Annotated in this window: 16 protein-coding genes and 1 tRNA gene; 2 read left to right on the top strand and 15 right to left on the bottom strand. The window is 44.7% G+C overall.

Annotated elements, in window-relative coordinates; translation table 11 throughout:
* Positions 1–365 precede the first annotated feature (365 nt).
* The 8 genes from ugpC to L1D23_RS15100 form a co-directional block, all read right to left on the bottom strand.
* The gene (gene ugpC / locus L1D23_RS15135) at positions 366–1,481 is read right to left on the bottom strand and encodes a sn-glycerol-3-phosphate ABC transporter ATP-binding protein UgpC (RefSeq protein ID WP_152472057.1); all 1,116 of its coding nucleotides are present in this window, start codon (positions 1,479–1,481) and stop codon (positions 366–368) included.
* 5 nt (positions 1,482–1,486) lie between these two features.
* Complete coding sequence (locus L1D23_RS15130; RefSeq protein ID WP_006959367.1) at positions 1,487–2,344, bottom strand: carbohydrate ABC transporter permease; 858 nt, start codon at positions 2,342–2,344, stop codon at positions 1,487–1,489.
* The gene (locus tag L1D23_RS15125; protein WP_019277874.1) at positions 2,341–3,264 is read right to left on the bottom strand and encodes a sugar ABC transporter permease; all 924 of its coding nucleotides are present in this window, start codon (positions 3,262–3,264) and stop codon (positions 2,341–2,343) included. The genes L1D23_RS15130 and L1D23_RS15125 overlap by 4 nt, the downstream gene beginning before the upstream one ends.
* A gap of 105 nt (positions 3,265–3,369) precedes the next feature.
* Positions 3,370–4,617, bottom strand: coding sequence for an ABC transporter substrate-binding protein (locus tag L1D23_RS15120; RefSeq protein WP_006959371.1), 1,248 nt, complete (start codon positions 4,615–4,617; stop codon positions 3,370–3,372).
* Positions 4,618–4,755: 138 nt separating this feature from the next.
* Complete coding sequence (locus L1D23_RS15115) at positions 4,756–6,204, bottom strand: ATP-binding protein (protein ID WP_239867712.1); 1,449 nt, start codon at positions 6,202–6,204, stop codon at positions 4,756–4,758.
* A 3-nt stretch (positions 6,205–6,207) separates the two neighbouring features.
* Complete coding sequence (locus tag L1D23_RS15110; protein WP_038161029.1) at positions 6,208–6,930, bottom strand: response regulator; 723 nt, start codon at positions 6,928–6,930, stop codon at positions 6,208–6,210.
* Between the two features lie 675 nt (positions 6,931–7,605).
* On the bottom strand, positions 7,606–8,214 hold the full coding sequence (locus tag L1D23_RS15105; RefSeq protein WP_239867709.1) for a DUF2913 family protein: 609 nt from the start codon (positions 8,212–8,214) through the stop codon (positions 7,606–7,608).
* A gap of 198 nt (positions 8,215–8,412) precedes the next feature.
* A tRNA-Arg gene (locus L1D23_RS15100) sits at positions 8,413–8,489 on the bottom strand.
* A 200-nt stretch (positions 8,490–8,689) separates the two neighbouring features.
* Here L1D23_RS15100 and folD point away from each other — a divergent pair.
* Positions 8,690–9,553, top strand: a complete 864-nt coding sequence (gene folD / locus L1D23_RS15095) for a bifunctional methylenetetrahydrofolate dehydrogenase/methenyltetrahydrofolate cyclohydrolase FolD (RefSeq protein ID WP_239867706.1) — start codon at positions 8,690–8,692, stop codon at positions 9,551–9,553.
* Between the two features lie 45 nt (positions 9,554–9,598).
* Here the strand turns inward: folD and recR are convergent, their stop codons facing one another.
* The 6 genes from recR to L1D23_RS15065 form a co-directional block, all read right to left on the bottom strand.
* Positions 9,599–10,198, bottom strand: a complete 600-nt coding sequence (recR, locus tag L1D23_RS15090; protein WP_239867703.1) for a recombination mediator RecR — start codon at positions 10,196–10,198, stop codon at positions 9,599–9,601.
* Positions 10,199–10,214: 16 nt separating this feature from the next.
* The gene (locus L1D23_RS15085; protein WP_006959389.1) at positions 10,215–10,544 is read right to left on the bottom strand and encodes a YbaB/EbfC family nucleoid-associated protein; all 330 of its coding nucleotides are present in this window, start codon (positions 10,542–10,544) and stop codon (positions 10,215–10,217) included.
* 72 nt (positions 10,545–10,616) lie between these two features.
* The gene (gene dnaX, locus L1D23_RS15080; RefSeq protein ID WP_239867701.1) at positions 10,617–12,695 is read right to left on the bottom strand and encodes a DNA polymerase III subunit gamma/tau; all 2,079 of its coding nucleotides are present in this window, start codon (positions 12,693–12,695) and stop codon (positions 10,617–10,619) included.
* A 12-nt stretch (positions 12,696–12,707) separates the two neighbouring features.
* Complete coding sequence (apt, locus tag L1D23_RS15075) at positions 12,708–13,253, bottom strand: adenine phosphoribosyltransferase (protein WP_239836847.1); 546 nt, start codon at positions 13,251–13,253, stop codon at positions 12,708–12,710.
* 164 nt (positions 13,254–13,417) lie between these two features.
* Positions 13,418–13,783: a YbaN family protein gene (locus tag L1D23_RS15070; protein WP_239836913.1), complete on the bottom strand. Its 366-nt coding sequence runs from the start codon at positions 13,781–13,783 to the stop codon at positions 13,418–13,420.
* 345 nt (positions 13,784–14,128) lie between these two features.
* Positions 14,129–15,229 carry a response regulator gene (locus tag L1D23_RS15065; protein ID WP_239867698.1) on the bottom strand — a complete coding sequence of 367 codons (1,101 nt, stop codon included), beginning with the start codon at positions 15,227–15,229 and terminating at the stop codon, positions 14,129–14,131.
* 242 nt (positions 15,230–15,471) lie between these two features.
* Between L1D23_RS15065 and L1D23_RS15060 the strand changes: the two genes are divergently transcribed.
* Positions 15,472–16,347 carry a LysR family transcriptional regulator gene (locus L1D23_RS15060; protein ID WP_239836849.1) on the top strand — a complete coding sequence of 292 codons (876 nt, stop codon included), beginning with the start codon at positions 15,472–15,474 and terminating at the stop codon, positions 16,345–16,347.
* Between the two features lie 35 nt (positions 16,348–16,382).
* On the opposite strand, the gene L1D23_RS15055 is transcribed toward L1D23_RS15060, so the two are convergent.
* Positions 16,383–16,931 carry an NAD(P)H nitroreductase gene (locus L1D23_RS15055; protein WP_239836850.1) on the bottom strand — a complete coding sequence of 183 codons (549 nt, stop codon included), beginning with the start codon at positions 16,929–16,931 and terminating at the stop codon, positions 16,383–16,385.
* Between the last annotated feature and the right edge of the window lie 46 nt (positions 16,932–16,977).

The following is a 16,977-nucleotide window of genomic DNA, read 5'->3' as shown; positions in this document are numbered from 1 at the left end:
TTTCCACATCAAAGCAATTAAGGCTGATTTCATCAGCTCAAAATGGGTGGGATATGACACATTCATAACAATCAAATGTGTCAGTTTACACATATTTAACATCAAGCAAATATTATAAAAACAAATGGCAGCCAAGCGCTGCCATTTTTATTAGATGAGACATGAGAGTCAGCAAGGAGACGAGACTGACTCCCACTCTCAATACATACATGAATTGAATATTCATGTTGATGCTTTAAGCATAGTTACTATTGACACTTTTGTTAAAAATTTATCTAGCCAAATTAGGGGAGAACACGCTCCCAACTCGGACAGCAAGCCAGTCCGATTCTCCCCCGTACTGGTTGGGAGTGTGTTCAATCTTATCAATGGAACTCTATCCTTTGTTCTGTTTGCGCATCAAAGAATACCGCTTTTGACAGATCAAAATGCAGGGGAGCAACCTGACCAACACGAGCATCAAACTCCGGAGACAATCGGCATGCCACCTCCTGATCGTTGACCTTAATCATCGCGATAGTATCTGGCCCAGTGGGTTCCAGAACCTCAAGTTGCAGATCAAGTTGCGTGGTAGCGCTCGATTCCTCATTTTCTTTTTCTGTAATGTGCTCTGGGCGTAAACCAATCACAACTTCCTTACCATCTTGCTCACGCATTGAGTTAGGTAAACGGATATGGTGTTCCTGATCGTTACCACCTTTAACTTTAATCACTGGCTGCTGCTCATCATCAAGATCGACCATGGTCTTAATAAAGTTCATCGATGGTGATCCCATAAAACCGGCAACAAACATATTGTTGGGCGTATTGTAGATTTCCTGAGGTGTGCCCAGTTGCTGCAACTCACCATCTTTCATAACAGCAATGCGATCAGCCAAGGTCATGGCTTCAATCTGGTCATGAGTGACATAAACAATGGTGGTATTGAGTTGTTGATGAAGGCGTTTGATCTGATGGCGCATTTCAACACGGAGTTTTGCGTCCAGATTCGATAATGGTTCATCAAACAGATATAACTTAGGTCGACGCGCTAACGCTCTTCCCATCGCCACACGTTGACGCTGACCGCCTGATAACTGTGATGGCTTACGGTCAAGAAGATGGTCGATTTGTAGCATCTCGGCAACACGCTGCACTTCAGCATCAATCTCAGCGTCAGGCATTTTACGGATCTTAAGGCCAAACGCGATGTTGCCACGCACCGTCATGTTCGGGTACAAAGCGTATGACTGGAAAACCATCGCAATATCACGATCTTTTGGCTCCACGACTGAGACATCACGGCCATCGATCACGATCTCACCTGAACTGATACCCTCTAGGCCAGCAATGGTATTCATCAAGGTTGATTTACCACAGCCCGATGGGCCAACCAAAATCAGAAACTCCCCCGAGTCAATACTGATATCGATTCCCTTAAGGGTTTCCTGTTCCGCTTTTGGGTAGGTTTTACGGATCTGTTTGAGTTCTAAAGTTGCCATTATGATTATCCTTTTACTGATCCGGCGGTCAGGCCACGAACAAAATATTTTCCTGCCAGCACGTAAACCAGCAACGTCGGTAGAGCGGCGATGATGGCCGCGGCCATATCCACGTTGTATTCCTTCACACCTGTGCTGGTATTCACCAAGTTGTTAAGTGCTACCGTAATCGGCTGTGTGTCCGACCCTGAATACACCACACCAAACAAGAAGTCGTTCCAGATTGATGTGAACTGCCAAATCACAGTCACCATAATAATTGGCGTTGAAAGTGGCAGCAGGATTTTGAAGAAGATGGTAAAGAACCCCGCCCCATCCAGCTTCGCTGCTTTGATCAGCTCATCAGGAATGCTGATGTAGAAGTTGCGGAAGAACAATGTCGTAAAGGCCATACCGTAGATAACGTGAACGGTCACCAAGCCCGCAGTGGTATTAGCTAGACCCAACTTACCTAGTACCGCCGCCATAGGCAGCAAGATGACCTGAAATGGGATAAAGCAGCCAAACAGCAGCAAGCTAAAGAAGAGATTCGAACCACGGAACTGCCACTTAGTCACAACGTAGCCATTAAAAGCGCCAAGTAAGGTTGAGATCGCAACAGCAGGTATTACCATCTGGAAAGAGTTCCAGAAATAACCTTTCACACCTTCACATTTAACTCCGGTGCAAGCTCCGTCCCAAGCTTTATACCAAGCATCAAACACCCACTCTTTGGGTAAGCTCATCAAATTCCCCGCTTTGATATCTGGTAAGGTTTTGAATGACGTGATGACCATGACAAACAGTGGCATCAAGTAAACCAGACAGAAGAAAACCAGCGCTGAGTAAATGAATAGGCGAGCAAAATTCATGTTATTGGTCATGATTTTTTCTCCCTAAGTTCGGAATACAAATACGGCACCAGAATGGCAAGAATTCCGGCTAGCATCATCATGGCACTGGCAGCACCAAGGCCAATCTGACCACGCGTAAATGAATGGGCATACATAAACAATGCTGGTAGGTCTGAGGAATAACCTGGCCCCCCAGCCGTCATTGCGGTCACTAAATCAAAACTCTTAATCGCAATATGCGAAGTAATGATTACCGCGCTGAAAAACACAGGCCTTAGGCAAGGTAGAATAATTTTCACGTAAATCGTCGGCAGATTAGCACCATCTATTTGAGCAGCTTTGATGATCGATGAATCGATACCACGGAGGCCCGCGAGGAACATCGCCATTACAAAACCGGAAGATTGCCATACTGCAGCGATGACTAACGTGTAAACCGCCATATCAGAGTCTACCAACCAGTCGAATTTGAAGTCTGTAAATCCCCAGTCGTGCATCAGTTTCTCGATGCCCAGACCTGGGTTTAGAATCCATTTCCAAGCCGTACCCGTGACAATGAAAGACAACGCCATCGGGTAGAGATAAATAGTACGAATCGCCCCTTCCTGACGAATATTTTGATCTAACAATATTGCTAGACCGACACCTAAGCCGATTGCGATCAACATAAACAGCAGGCCAAAAATGCCCAAGTTTGAAATCGAAGTGATCCAACGGTCGTTATCCATTAGCTTTTCGTACTGGGTAAAACCGACAAAATTAAAGCTAGGTAGAAATCGAGAGTTGGTCATAGATAGTGCGGCAGTCCAGAAGATGTAACCGTAAATACACACCACAGTAACCAACATGGTCGGTGCTAATACGATCTTCGGCAGCCAGGTTTGTAGCCTGTCAGCAAAGCTTGGCTTATAGACAGACTGACTTTTTGACCCAGTCAAAACATGCTCCATAACGAATCCTTGTGACACTTTCCCTGAAAGTAAGTCTTAGAAGGAAAGGACAAGCAGGCTCCCCACAAGCCTGTCTGCCCTTGGGGGTGACAGAATAAAGTGCCGTTAGATAGCCGCTTTTACTGCTTTCGCCAATTTCTGCGCAGCGTCTTGCGGATTGGCATCTTTGTCATTGAAGAAGTTAGTCACAACATCAAAGATCGCACCTTGAGCGTAACTGGTTGTTGACATGCCGTGCGCCATACTTGGTACGAGATCACCGGATTTCGCCGTTGCTTTAAACTCGTCCATTGAATCCAGTGCACACTTGTCAAACTTCGACATATCCATATCTAGGCGCACTGGAATAGAACCTTTATTCAGGTTAAACACTTCTTGGAACTTAGGGTCAAGAATAGTGGCAGCCAGCGCTTTTTGCGCTTGTTGGTTGCCTGATTCGCCTAGCTCAAAGAAAGCAAAACTGTCGACATTATGAGTAAACTGACCTGCGGTACCCGGAGCTGGTACACAGACATAATCTTTACCTGCCACTTTGCCGGCTGCTGAGAATTCGCCTTTCGCCCAGTCACCCATGATTTGCATAGCTGCTTCACCATTGATCACCATAGAAGTCGCAACGTTCCAGTCACGGCCCGGCGAGTTCGAGTCGATGTAATCATGCATTTTCTGGAATTTGGCAAACACTTCGACCATCTTATCGCCAGAGAGAACATCCATATCCAGCTCAACAAAGGCTTTGACGTAGTCTTCGCTGCCTAGAACATCAAGCGCCACCGCTTCAAACACGGTTGCGTCCTGCCATGGCTGACCGCCGTGAGCCAACGGGATTAAACCAGCTGCTTTAATTTTGTCACCTGCGACAAAAAACTCATCCAAGGTCGTTGGGACTTTTGCACCCGCTTTTTCAAATACCGCTGGGTTTGCCCAAAGCCAGTTCACACGGTGAACGTTGACTGGCACAGCCACAAAATCACCGTCCCACTTCATGACGTCGGTCACCATTTTTGGTACAACGCCATCCCAGTTACCTTTTTCTGCAACGTCATCTAGGTTGGTCAGGAAGCCCAGACCACCCCACTCTTGGATGTCGTGACCCTTGATCTGCGCTGCTGAAGGTGGGTTGCCTGACACCGCGCGAGTTTTCAGTACCGTCATCGCACTTTCACCACCGCCACCAGCAACCGCAAAATCTTTCCAGCTGTGGCCTTGCTCTTCCAACATGTCTTTCAGAACAGAAATGGATTTAGCTTCGCCACCCGAAGTCCACCAGTGAAGCACTTCAACTTCACCCGCTTGAGTCATAGAAGCCGCTGATAGAAGGGATAAGGTAAGTAGGGTTTTATTCATTTTCATTATTATCTTCCATGTATTGGATTAGACACAGGGCTGACAGCGAAAAAGCCCCTGTTTCATGTGTTCGAAAATGAGTGTATAGATTTGCACAGATTAGATTGAAACAAATCGTAATAGGAATGTAACAACGATGTTACATTAAACTTCAAGTGTCGGTGGAATAAAGAGTTGCGCTCTTAAACCGCCTTGTGGACGATTGCTAATAATGAGATCTCCACCATGCCCATGCAGAATGTTACGGCAGATACCTAAGCCTAAACCGTGGCCTTGGTCATCAGAAGCTAAGCGAAAATACGGCTCAAAAACGGCTTCGAGCTTATCACTTGGTATGCCCGGTCCAACATCGTCAATCGAGACGGAAATCCATTCATCCGTCACTTCAATCGACACAGTGGCACTATCTCCATATTTAACCGCATTATCGATTAAATTGGTCAACACTCGCTTAATGGCTAAGGGCTTAGCCACCATAGGTTCCATTTCGATTGGAGTAAAAGTGACACAATCACGCTTAAAGTTCATCGGCTCGATTACCGACCGAATCATGGCATTGAGATCAATAAAGGCGTTGTTCTCGTGTAAATCGGTGTCTTTCACACATTGAAGTGCCCCTTTGACCATCATCTCAAGCTCATCTAAGTCCTGATTGAATTTATGACGTTTTTTGTCGTCATCGAGCAGCTCAGCTCTTAAACGTAATCGAGTGATCGGCGTTTTGAGATCATGGGATATGGACGAAAACAGGTGCTCCCTATCAGCCACATAGCGCCTAATACGCTGCTGCATACGATTAAATGCTCGAGTCGCGGTGACCAGTTCACTCGCCCCTTCTTCACCTAATGGCGGCTGATCAATATCCATACTCATTTCATTGGCCGCTTTTGCTAAACGCTTTAAGGGTTTGACTTGTCGGCGCATTAACAGATAAGTCAGACCAAGCAACAAGGTCGTCGAGAAGAAAATAAACAGGATCTGCTCTCGGCCAATTAAGGTGTCATCCAATGTCACATAGGGTGCGGGAAGTAACGCCGCAATATAGACCCACTCATTGCTTTTAAGCTCAATCTGTACCACCAGAACAGGAGGATCAATGGGCGATAATGTTAAAGTATGATGCGCCCATGATTTGGGTAAATCACTAAGGTAGATATCATTCTTTAGTAGACGAAGATTGTGCGCATGAGAAAAGTCGACAGATATCGAAGACACTTTAGGTAGTTTGTCGTTGAGCACAGATTCCACCGCAGAAAGAGAGGCTCTTTTTAATTGTGTATCTGGAATGGGCTCAACAATCAGCTTTTCTTTGTTGAATGATACAAAGAAACGCGTGCCACCCATATTACGAATCTGATCCAGCACAATATGACGATAGCGAGTCGGTAGGGATTGGAAGAAGGTCACGGTTGAAGCAAACATGTTCGCCATACTTTCTGAGGCCGATTGAATACCCGCCAGCTCTTTTTGCTTCGACTCGGTATACCATATCGCCGTGGCAATACCCTGCGCTAATATCACCGCTAATAACGCTAATCCTAGAGTACGGGTGACCAATGAATTGGGTTTTAGCCTACGTAATAGAGTGTTCATCTATCAATGTTCGATACTGACTGGTACGGCGAGGATATAGCCATTTCCGCGCATAGTTTTAATATATTGCGGGTATTTACCACTGTCACCCAAACGCTGACGCAAGCGACTCAACTGGACGTCAATACCTCGCTCAAAAGGAAGTGCCTCTCGTCCTCTGGTCGCAAAAGAGATCGTATCGCGATCTAAAACTTCATTCGGACGCGAGAGAAACAACATTAAGAGTGCAAAGTCACTGCCCGACAGATCGTGTTCTTCTTGGGTATCACTATGGGTAATTTTGTGCGCTAAGGTATCAAGTTGCCAGTCACCAAACGTAATCTGTTTCGGTAGAGCGTCTGAACCTTTTTCTTCATTGATTTGAACTCGTCGCAAGACTGCTTTGATTCGAGCGATGAGCTGACGTGGATTAAATGGCTTGGCAATGTAGTCATCGGCACCAATTTCCAGACCAATGATCTGATCAGTTTCGTCCGACACTGCGGTAAGCATAATAATAGGTACATTAGAGTCGCGACGAATGTGTTGGCACAAGGTAAAGCCATCATCACCCGGTAGCATCACGTCAAGAAGCACCATATCGGGGTAACCTTCTTGATCAAGGTGCGCCTTTAATTCTTCGCCATCCGCCACGGCGTTGACCTGATAACCCGCTTTGGTTAGGTATTCACCCAACAGCTCCCGAATTTCTAGATCATCATCTACAACAAGTATCTTTGCGTTCATTCACTTCAATTATTACTTACGATGTCTGGCCCTAGTTTAGAGAGGAATAGGCTTGGAAGCAGATGGAAAATTTTAGATTATTTGATCACAAAACAGATTCAGATCACAACCTATTAACAAATATAAAAATAAGTTCGGAGGTGTTCGTCAGACATTTCATCAGAAGAGCAAAGTGGTCTTAGTTCGCGATCAGTGTGCGATACAATCAAAGAAGTACCACTGAAAATATTGTGACCGAAGCAATATCACAGAGAAGAAAATAGAATAGAAGCCGCCTTAACAAATGGTTTTGAAGTAAGCAAACACATACTTATTAAGGCTTAGCTTTCTACGTGACTTGTTAGATAAGTGCAAATACACCAACAATACCAACAAGTGAAAAAAGACAGGTACGGCTGATAACACCGAAGTTAGAAGGTTGGATCATTTCTTGATGCTGCATATATTCTCCTCGTAGTTTTTGTTACATCTTAATTACAATATGATGAATTTGAACAAAATTCTCAATACACAAGAAGATTAAATTTTTATGACAGCCAATAGAACTTGAGAGGTATTACACAACTTTTCATTTATCAAAAGCTGTAATTTATATTTTACGCCCCGGAAAAAGTAGAGGGAACCACAGACAAAATCAGCGTTGCCATGTCTGTCTAATCTTAGGCTGTTAGAAGGCTACTTAAGGCTTAGGCGAATACGCAAAAAGTCTTCGTCTTCATATTCTATACGGTGCTCAAAAATAGCAGATGTATAGATAGTACGCAGCACAGAGTGCTTCTCACCACGTGAGCCTCTAAAAAGCATTGAGATATCCGCAGATAGACGATTACGGTTATCAAAGTGAGCGTTAAGGTCTTGTGATAATACACACAATAAGCAACCTTTTGGGTTAAACGAGAGATCAACCTCTTCTGGGCTTGAAACCAACACTGTCGTATTGAGTTCTTTCTCTATTGTGTTTATTAACAAGAGGAAACTGTCTAAGTGAGGTAATTCGTCCCCGTTTAAGGGAGAAAGCAAATTACCCAGCATCATTTCCATATCTAGCCGCTGAGAACGAGCGTGGGTAACTAGAGAACGTATTTTTTTCTTGAAAGGCTTATATTTCTTACTGTTCGCTGCTTTATTCAGCCAAGCAGAAAGAATGTCGTTAATATCGGATCTCGACTTGTGTGTCAGTACTTTCGCTGAGTGGTTGCTACGTAAGTGAAGCAACGCATGCAATGCTAGCTCAGACAATAGAGGTTCAAACTCGGGTTTAATTTTGGTGTGAATACTGCGCATGATGTCTGAACGTAAATACCGTGTTCAAGCCTTATCAATTAGATACAACTACATAGAAGGGGCGCAATGCTACCGAAAAGCTCAGCTTATGTACAGATTGAATTCAAGCCATTTGTCACAGCTTTGCGCGCGTAACCGCATTTAATGTCTAAAACGACAAAACCCTGACAGCAACTAAGCTATCAGGGTTTCTAATAATGGCACGCCCTACAGGATTCGAACCTGTGACCACATGCTTAGAAGGCACGTGCTCTATCCAACTGAGCTAAGGGCGCGTTACAGGGAAAGGATTATACGAGTTCGAGTTCTTAAAACAAGGTCTTTTATTAACATTCTGATCTGAATGACTAAAAAAAGGTCACCGAATTTCATTTTGATTAAAAACAGCCCAAAGCAAACGTTTGCTTATAGATGTTCGTCAAATAATTTGCGACAATGCGCGCAACTAAATAGCCATTCTATTTAAAGGAACGACATGACTGCTCAAAATATTGATGGAACACTTATTTCTCAAACGGTTCGTTCGGAAGTCGCTGCACGAGTTAAAGCCCGTGTTAATGCAGGCCTCAGAGCACCAGGATTAGCAGTAGTACTGGTTGGCGAAGATCCCGCTTCACAAGTGTACGTGGGCAGTAAACGTCGTGCATGTGAAGAAGTGGGGTTTGTTTCAAAATCTTTTGACTTATCGGCTTCCACCACAGAAGAAGAGTTACTTGCTCTAATAGATGAGCTAAACGCAGATGACGAGATTGACGGCATTCTAGTGCAGTTACCATTACCGGCAGGTATTGATACAACTCATGTACTAGAACGAATTCACCCAGAAAAAGACGTTGACGGCTTCCATCCATATAACGTTGGCCGTTTAGCGCAACGTATTCCTAAACTACGCTCTTGTACCCCGAAAGGTATCATTACTCTCCTTGATCGTTACAACATCAACCTTCGCGGCAAACACGCTGTTGTTGTGGGGGCATCGAACATTGTTGGCCGCCCAATGACGCTTGAGCTTCTACTGGCCGGCAGTACGACGACAACTTGCCACAGATTTACCAAAGATCTCGAAAGCCATGTCCGTCAAGCTGATGTAGTTGTGGTAGCCGTCGGCAAACCTAACTTTATCCCAGGAAACTGGATTAAAGAAGGCGCTGTTGTGATCGATGTTGGTATCAACCGACTTGACTCAGGTAAGTTGGTTGGCGATGTGGATTATGAGAATGCCAAAGAAAGCGCAAGCTTTATTACACCGGTCCCCGGTGGTGTTGGGCCTATGACCGTCGCAAGCCTCATTGAGAATACAATGCTCGCTTGTGAGCAGTTCCATACGAAAAAGAAATAATAGTAAGCCACTCAAATGAGTGGCTTTTTATTGGAACGATATAAATTACAGCTTTTGTCGACCAAGTAAAGAGTGTGACAGTGTCGTTCCATCAACAAGCTCTAACTCACCGCCCACAGGAACGCCATGAGCAATTCGGCTTGCCTGAACCTGATGCTCTTTGCACAGCTCAGCAATATAGTGGGCCGTTGCTTCACCTTCGACCGTAGGGTTTGTTGCCAAAATCACTTCAGACACATCTCCACGACGTAGGCGATAATCAAGCACGTCAAGACCAATATCACTCGGGCCAATACCATCAAGAGGCGACAAGTGCCCCATTAGGACAAAATAGCGACCTGAGAACTGCCCGGTTGACTCCACCGCGGCAATATCAGCTGGGCTTTCAACCACGCATATTTGTCCATTCTCCTGACGTCTAGGATTAGTACAAATATGGCACGTTTCTTCTTCAGTGAACGTACGACATTCGTTGCAATGGCCGATTTCAGTCATCGCTTGACTCAATGCATCCGCCAGTTGTAAGCCGCCTTTTCTATCACGCTGTAACAAATGAAAGGCCATACGTTGAGCTGACTTGGGACCAACCCCAGGCAGACAACGTAAGGCCTCCATCAATTGCTCCAGCATATGACTGGTGCGCATTAACTAACCCTATCGATTAGAAAGGCATTTTCATGCCTGGTGGTAGTTGCATACCTCCAGTCACGCCAGCCATTTTTTCTTTTTGAGTTTCTTCAACACGACGAGCCGCATCGTTGAAAGCGGCTGCGATAAGATCTTCTAGCATTTCTTTGTCGTCTTCCATTAGACTCTCGTCAATTTCAACACGACGAACGCTGTGGCTACCTGTAATGGTCACTTTTACTAGACCAGCACCAGATTCACCTGTCACTTCCATATTTGCAATTTCTTCTTGAAGCTTTTGCATACGCTCTTGCATTTGCTGGGCTTGCTTCATTAGATTGCCCATACCGCCTTTACCAAACATGCTTATCTCTCTGGTTAGTTAGCTTATTTCGTTATTAAATGAGGCCGAAAATGCTGATTTTCAACCCCAGTGTTAAATTGGTCGCACGCTGTCTTTATCCAGTTCAGCAGAAAAGCGCTGCGCGATAAACTGGACATGCTTGTCATTTTCAAGGCTGACAAACGCCTGTTGTAATCGTCCTTGGTAAAGCTTTTCTCTTAACTCTAACGGAGTTTCCCCCCCGTCACCTATCTCAACCGACAGGTGGCACTCTTCACCTAACACACCATTTATCGCCTCGAGCAGTTCACTTTGAGCACGCTCTGTGTTCAAGTGTGCTTGCTGAGGTCGCAGTGTTAATGAGATAGACGAACCTTGTTTTTCAAAATGAGAGTTCAAAGCCAGTTGCTCAGTCATTTTAGCCGTATCTAACTGGCTAATCAGCTTGGCCCACTCACTCTTCGCTAGGCTTTCTTCGGCTAGTTTGGTCGCCATCTCAGGCGTTTTTTCATGCTCTAACGCCTTTTTTATTTGAGTTGGTGTTAACTCGCTGCCCTGCTTTTCTACTTGAGGAAGTGATGGCTTCCACTGATAAGGTTCGTTTTTATCCCGTTCAGGTGTCGCTACCGATTGAGGGTTTGACAATGGCGACACCTGCATAGTTCCTGAATGTCGCTGAGCAACACGGTCAAGAACGGATTCAGATTTTTTTACAGGTGTCGCATTAGCCTTTTTTGGCGTATTTCCCTGAGGGTTACCTTTGCGCTGAGAACGAAGCTGATGGCGCAAGCCGCTTATAGGTGACGCTGGTTGATTTTGTGGTATCGGTGGCGTCACCGGCTCTTCATGCATAGGAGGCGCAGAAGTGTCATACTGAGGGGGCGGCGTATTCCCCATAGATTCTGCATGATATTGCTCTGGCATGACTTCCGAAGGCGCTGGTACTTCCCTACCCTGCGGATAAGTATCAGCTGGCGTTATCGTTTCAGTTGCCTTAGCCGATGACAACTGGGGTGAATGTGCATCAGTAGGAGTACTAGCAGGCAAAGAACCCACCTCGACCGAAATATTCTTTACTTGAGGTTGAGAAGAAGGTCTGAATGCCATCATTCGTAGTACGACCATTTCTAAGCCGATACGCTCGGATGGTGCTAAAGGCAAATCTTGCCGACCTTTTAAGGCCATTTGATAATACAGTTGCACGTCCTGCGGTGTTAATTTTCGGCTTAAAAGCTCTATTTTTTCCGAATCAGGCTGAGCCTTATCCAGCGTTGCGGGCAGAGCTTGATACATTGCCATTCGATGTAGTTGGGTGGCCAACTGCTGGAGAAGCCCATCCCATTCAACACCATTTCGCGCTAGAGCTGATAAGCAATCCATCGCGACTTGAGGTTGCTTAGAACTGATAGCCTCAAGCAAATGTAATGCTTGGTCAGTATCCAGCGTGCCCAACATATGAGCAACACTATCCGTTATAACTTGACCATTGCCTAACGCTATCGCCTGATCACTTAAACTTAACGCATCACGCATACTGCCGTCTGCAGCATGCGCGATCATACCTAAAGCTCTAGGCTCAAACGAGACTTGTTCCTGTTTTAGGATATGCTCCAGTTGCTCATGGATATCATCAACACTGATAGGCTTAAGATGAAACTGCAGACAACGAGAAAGAATCGTGACTGGCAGCTTCTGTGGATCCGTCGTGGCCAGAAGGAATTTCACATACTCAGGCGGCTCTTCCAGTGTTTTCAGCAAAGCATTAAAACTGTGGCGCGAGAGCATGTGGACTTCATCGATTAGGTAAACTTTAAAGCGCCCACGTGCAGGTTTGTACTGCACGTTATCGAGTAATTCACGAGTATCTTCTACCTTAGTTCTGGACGCAGCATCGATTTCGAGCAAGTCAACAAATCGACCTTCGTCAATCTCTTTACAGGTATCACAGGTGCCACAAGGGGTGGAGGTAATACCCGTTTCGCAGTTTAGCCCTTTGGCAAACAATCGACCTATCGTTGTTTTACCAACACCTCGAGTACCGCTAAACAAGTAGGCATGATGAAGGCGGTTTTGGGCTAAAGCGTTTTCTAACGCCGTCAAAACATGGCTTTGCCCTACTACTTCACTAAATTTTGTAGGGCGCCACTTTCGAGCTAAAGCAAGATAACTCATGAATATATCCGATTAATGACCGTCAAATTCGCAAATGCTGTACACATTAAGACCTAAGCCTTCAAGGCGCTTATCACCGCCAATTTCAGGCAGGTTAATAACAAAAGCCGCATGTTCTACCACACCACCTAACTGGCGGATTAACTTAGTCGTTGCTTCGATTGTCCCACCTGTCGCCAACAGATCGTCGACAACGAGTACTTTATCCCCTTCTGAAATCGCATCTGTATGGATTTCTAATACGTCTGTACCGTACTCAAGCTCATACGACTGAGCCATCGTCTCACGTGGTAATTTGCCCGGCTTGCGAACAGGAACAAAACCCAGTCCTAATTCTAAAGCTAAAGGGGCACCAAACAGAAAGCCACGTGCTTCGGTACCCACAATTTTGGTGAACCCCATGTCCTTATACTTCTCAACTAAAAGCTGAATCGTTGCTTTATAGGCAGATGCATCTTCCATCAAACTCGTCACATCACGAAATAGGATGCCTGGTTTCGGATAATCAGGGATGCTCTTAATACTAGATTTGATCTGTGAAATTGTTTCAGTTGTCATAACTCATTTCTTAGATTGGCTAAGCTTGTTCCTTGTCATGTAATTGTATGGCAAGCGATAGCAGGGACTCTTTGCACATCAGGTCATTAAACAGCTGACTAAAATTTTCTGTGCCTAGAATAACAAACGCCCACTCGGAATAGCGGGCACACTTCTCTGCAATCTTAGTGATTTTCTTGCTTGTCAGCAAGGCACTCAATCACAGGCAAACGAATAAACCAGGTCAATAGAAGAATCAACATAACCACCAGCATGATCTTTAACCAAAAATGTGGCACAACCCAAATTGAAAAAACAAAACTTGCCACCATGCAGAGCGCTCCACGTGTTTTTACCTTGCTGGTCACCGCGCCATGTTGATGCCAGTTATCTAGTATGGGGCCAAATGTTTTGTGCTCATGCAACCAACGATGAAAAGCAGGACTACTACGCATAAAGCATGCGCTCGCGAGAAGAATAAAAGGGGTCGTAGGGAGAAGAGGAAGGAATATGCCTAGGAAGCCTAGGCATAAGCTCAAGCCACCAACAATATTTAAGCCAAATCTTTGAATACTGATGGGAAGCTCCGATGAATTCAGTTAGAAGCCCGCATATCCGTTGACTACTCGAATCCAAGTTAGAGTCGCAGGTAGTGTTGGAATCAATAGAGCTGCAATAAAACCTAAAAAGTAAAAAATATTATAAGGTTCTTTGAAATCTTTGTCTGCCATGGGATTACTTCTCAAATGTAAATGACGATTTTACGACCACTAGTTACACTTTCGTTAAAACAATGGGTCATTTTTGTTTTGGCGGACTATACATCAATCTCTGGGTCTTAAACACCGAACAAAAAAAGGGTTATTTCGACATTACACTCAATAGTCGGATAGCGCTTACGCGCTACCGCCACGGAAAATATCTAAACTAAAGCTACTTGAGCCTAGGCAACTCAACGTTAGCTGGCAGGCAGACTGTATAGGCAAATCAGTCGTAATAAAGTTTTTCACACAACTATCACCTAATTTAACGCCAGCCGGAATGTGTTGAGAAAAATACCCATTCGACCATTGGGCATCCAAACCAGCGGGTAAAATAGACAGCGTGCCTTCCGATACATCAGCAATGCCAAAGAGAGCTTTAACAGGGCTTGCACACTCTGAACAGGCTAACCCTTTCTCTAAAAGGTCGGCAATGTCTTTGAGATCCGCATTAAAACATTTTAGATTTCGCAAATAATCATGAAAGAGAGCACGCACTAGCAAGGTCGTTGCCGCACCGTGTCGACCTTCGCTGGCCGAATCAACAAGGTAAAAAGCAAACTGACCGTTCATTAACCACGCATAATCAAACACCAGAGGCATAACATCAGTTGATTGCAACAGGCGATAACTGCATTTCCAGTCGCCTTGAGAAGTATCTTTTTCTGGCAACAAGGCGTGCAGAAGGTCTTTGGCAGCAATTGGGTTATCCTGAAGATATTCTAAATGCCAATGCAGCTCTTGCTCTTCAGGCATGTCACCACTGTCGACGCGAAACCACTGGCTAGCAAAATCACGCTGATCACACAAATGGTTATCAGAGTCATCCAATGTATTTTCAATCGCGCCAGCGAGGTGCTGATGATTAGAAATAGGCTTGGGTAAGAAATCCTTAATACCAAAACGTAATGCCTTTGCCACATCGGACATTTCATCCGTTGCAGACACGACAATCAAAGGAAGCGATGGGTATTCCAAGCTCACTTCTTCAACAAATTCGATACCATCCAATACTGGCATGGAGAGATCACACAGAATTAAATCCGGTTCAGCATCCCTAAGTTTTTTTAGGCCTTCTAAGCCATTTTCAGCTTCTACGACTAGGTAACCTTGAGCTTTCAAAAAACCACAAGTGATATTACGAAACACTGGGTCATCGTCTACTAACATGATCAGTTTTTGGCTGGCAGCCAGCTGAGCTGAGGGCGTTGTCGCCACTTCATATGTTTTATGCATAAACCTTCGCCTCACACAACTTAAAACGTACAACGACTGTTATTATTGTTTTTATAAATTGTTTCAAACGTTCATTTAAAAGTAGTCGCGAAAGTGTATTTATACAAATCTTCCACTTTTCGCTTTAGTTGCATACTATATGTACGCAATATCACAGATCGTCAAACTTGTTGATGTGACTCAACCTTTGACATCTGATATAGATATAAATTACTCAAATTCGTAAAAATGTGTCGGACATAATGAAATTAGACGATCTCAACCTTTTTAGGCTAGTTGTTGAAAATGGGAGTTACACTGCGACATCTCGTAAAACGATGATTCCCGTTGCGACAATTACTCGACGCATACAGGCGTTAGAAGAGGCACTCAACCTTAGGTTACTCAACCGCCACGCTCGTAAGCTTTCTCTTACTGAAGCAGGCGAACGTTTCTACAACGAATGCTCTCCTCTACTCAACCGACTTACTATGGCCGCCGAAGAAATCACCGACGAATGCCGTGGTGCAGCAGGTAAAATTCGTATTTCAGCGCCTTCTAATCTCACCAAACGAATGATGATGCCGATGTTCAACGAGTTCATGACGCATTACCCAGATATCAATATTGAACTCACCACCAGTAATCATGCAGATCAACTCGATCCGACAGAGTGGGATGTCATATTTCGTGTCGGACCACAACGAGATTCGAGCCTCATTGCACGTAAAATAAGCTCGGTAGAAGACATCTTAGTGGCCAGCCCTAGTTACTTAAAAAACAACCCTGCCCCTAAGCACGCAGAAGACTTACATAGCCACTCACTTCTAAAAGGCTCACCTCTCCTGAAATGGCAACTTACCAACGCCAGCGGCGAAGCGGTTGTCAATAACGATAAAGGACGTTTTCAAGCCAACACGTTAGATGTTGTTCGTAGCGCCTGTTCTGATGGGTTAGGTATCACGCTGATGCCAGATGTTATGCTCAGAGAATACATTGAAGATGGTAGCTTAACTCGAGTGCTTGAAGAATGGAGTGCCAACCCAAGAGACATTTACATGTTGTACAACCACAAAGATCACCTCCCAGAAAAAGTCCGTTTGTTTATTGACTTTGTGATCGCTTACAACATTCATTAATGAGAAAAGAGCTTGGGCAACCCAAGCTCTTCCTTTTACAAATACTCAACGAACTTACTCAATTCCCGTTCTGGCACCTTCATTGGTGTACAAGTCGGTGTGCCCAAGTAAAGGAAACCAACGATTTCATCGTCACCTTGTAATCCAAACGCATCATGAACCACTTGGTGGAACATCCACTTACCTGAACGCCAAAAACCTTGGAACCCTTGTGCAACTGCTGCCATTTGCATCGCTTGTACGGCACAGCCTGCTGACAAGTACTGCTCTAAAGCCGGCACTTTGTCATGTTCTGTTACCTTAGCGATGACTGTAATAACCATAGGTGCTCTAAAAGGCGCATTCTTCAGTTTTTCAATCACCGTCTCGTCGCTATTTTCGGCTTGAGCTGCAGAAACCAGAATGTCCGACAGCTTGTTCAATCCCTCACCTTGAGAAATGACAAAACGCCAAGGTGTTAGGCCTGCATGATCTGGGGCTCGTAATCCTGCACGGATAATATTCTCAAGTACCTTTCCTTCAGGTGCCGGATCAGATAGCTTGGCTATTGAACGTCGGTTGAGCAACAAATCTAAAGCATCCATTTGAATTCCTTACTGAGTTTTTATAATTGCTTTAACGTGATCATAA

The organism is Vibrio sp. Isolate24, from assembly GCF_022398215.1.
GTDB classification, from domain to species: Bacteria; Pseudomonadota; Gammaproteobacteria; order Enterobacterales; family Vibrionaceae; genus Vibrio; species Vibrio coralliilyticus_A.
Note: the sequence above shows the minus strand (reverse complement) of the source record. Positions and strands in the feature narration are given on the sequence as shown.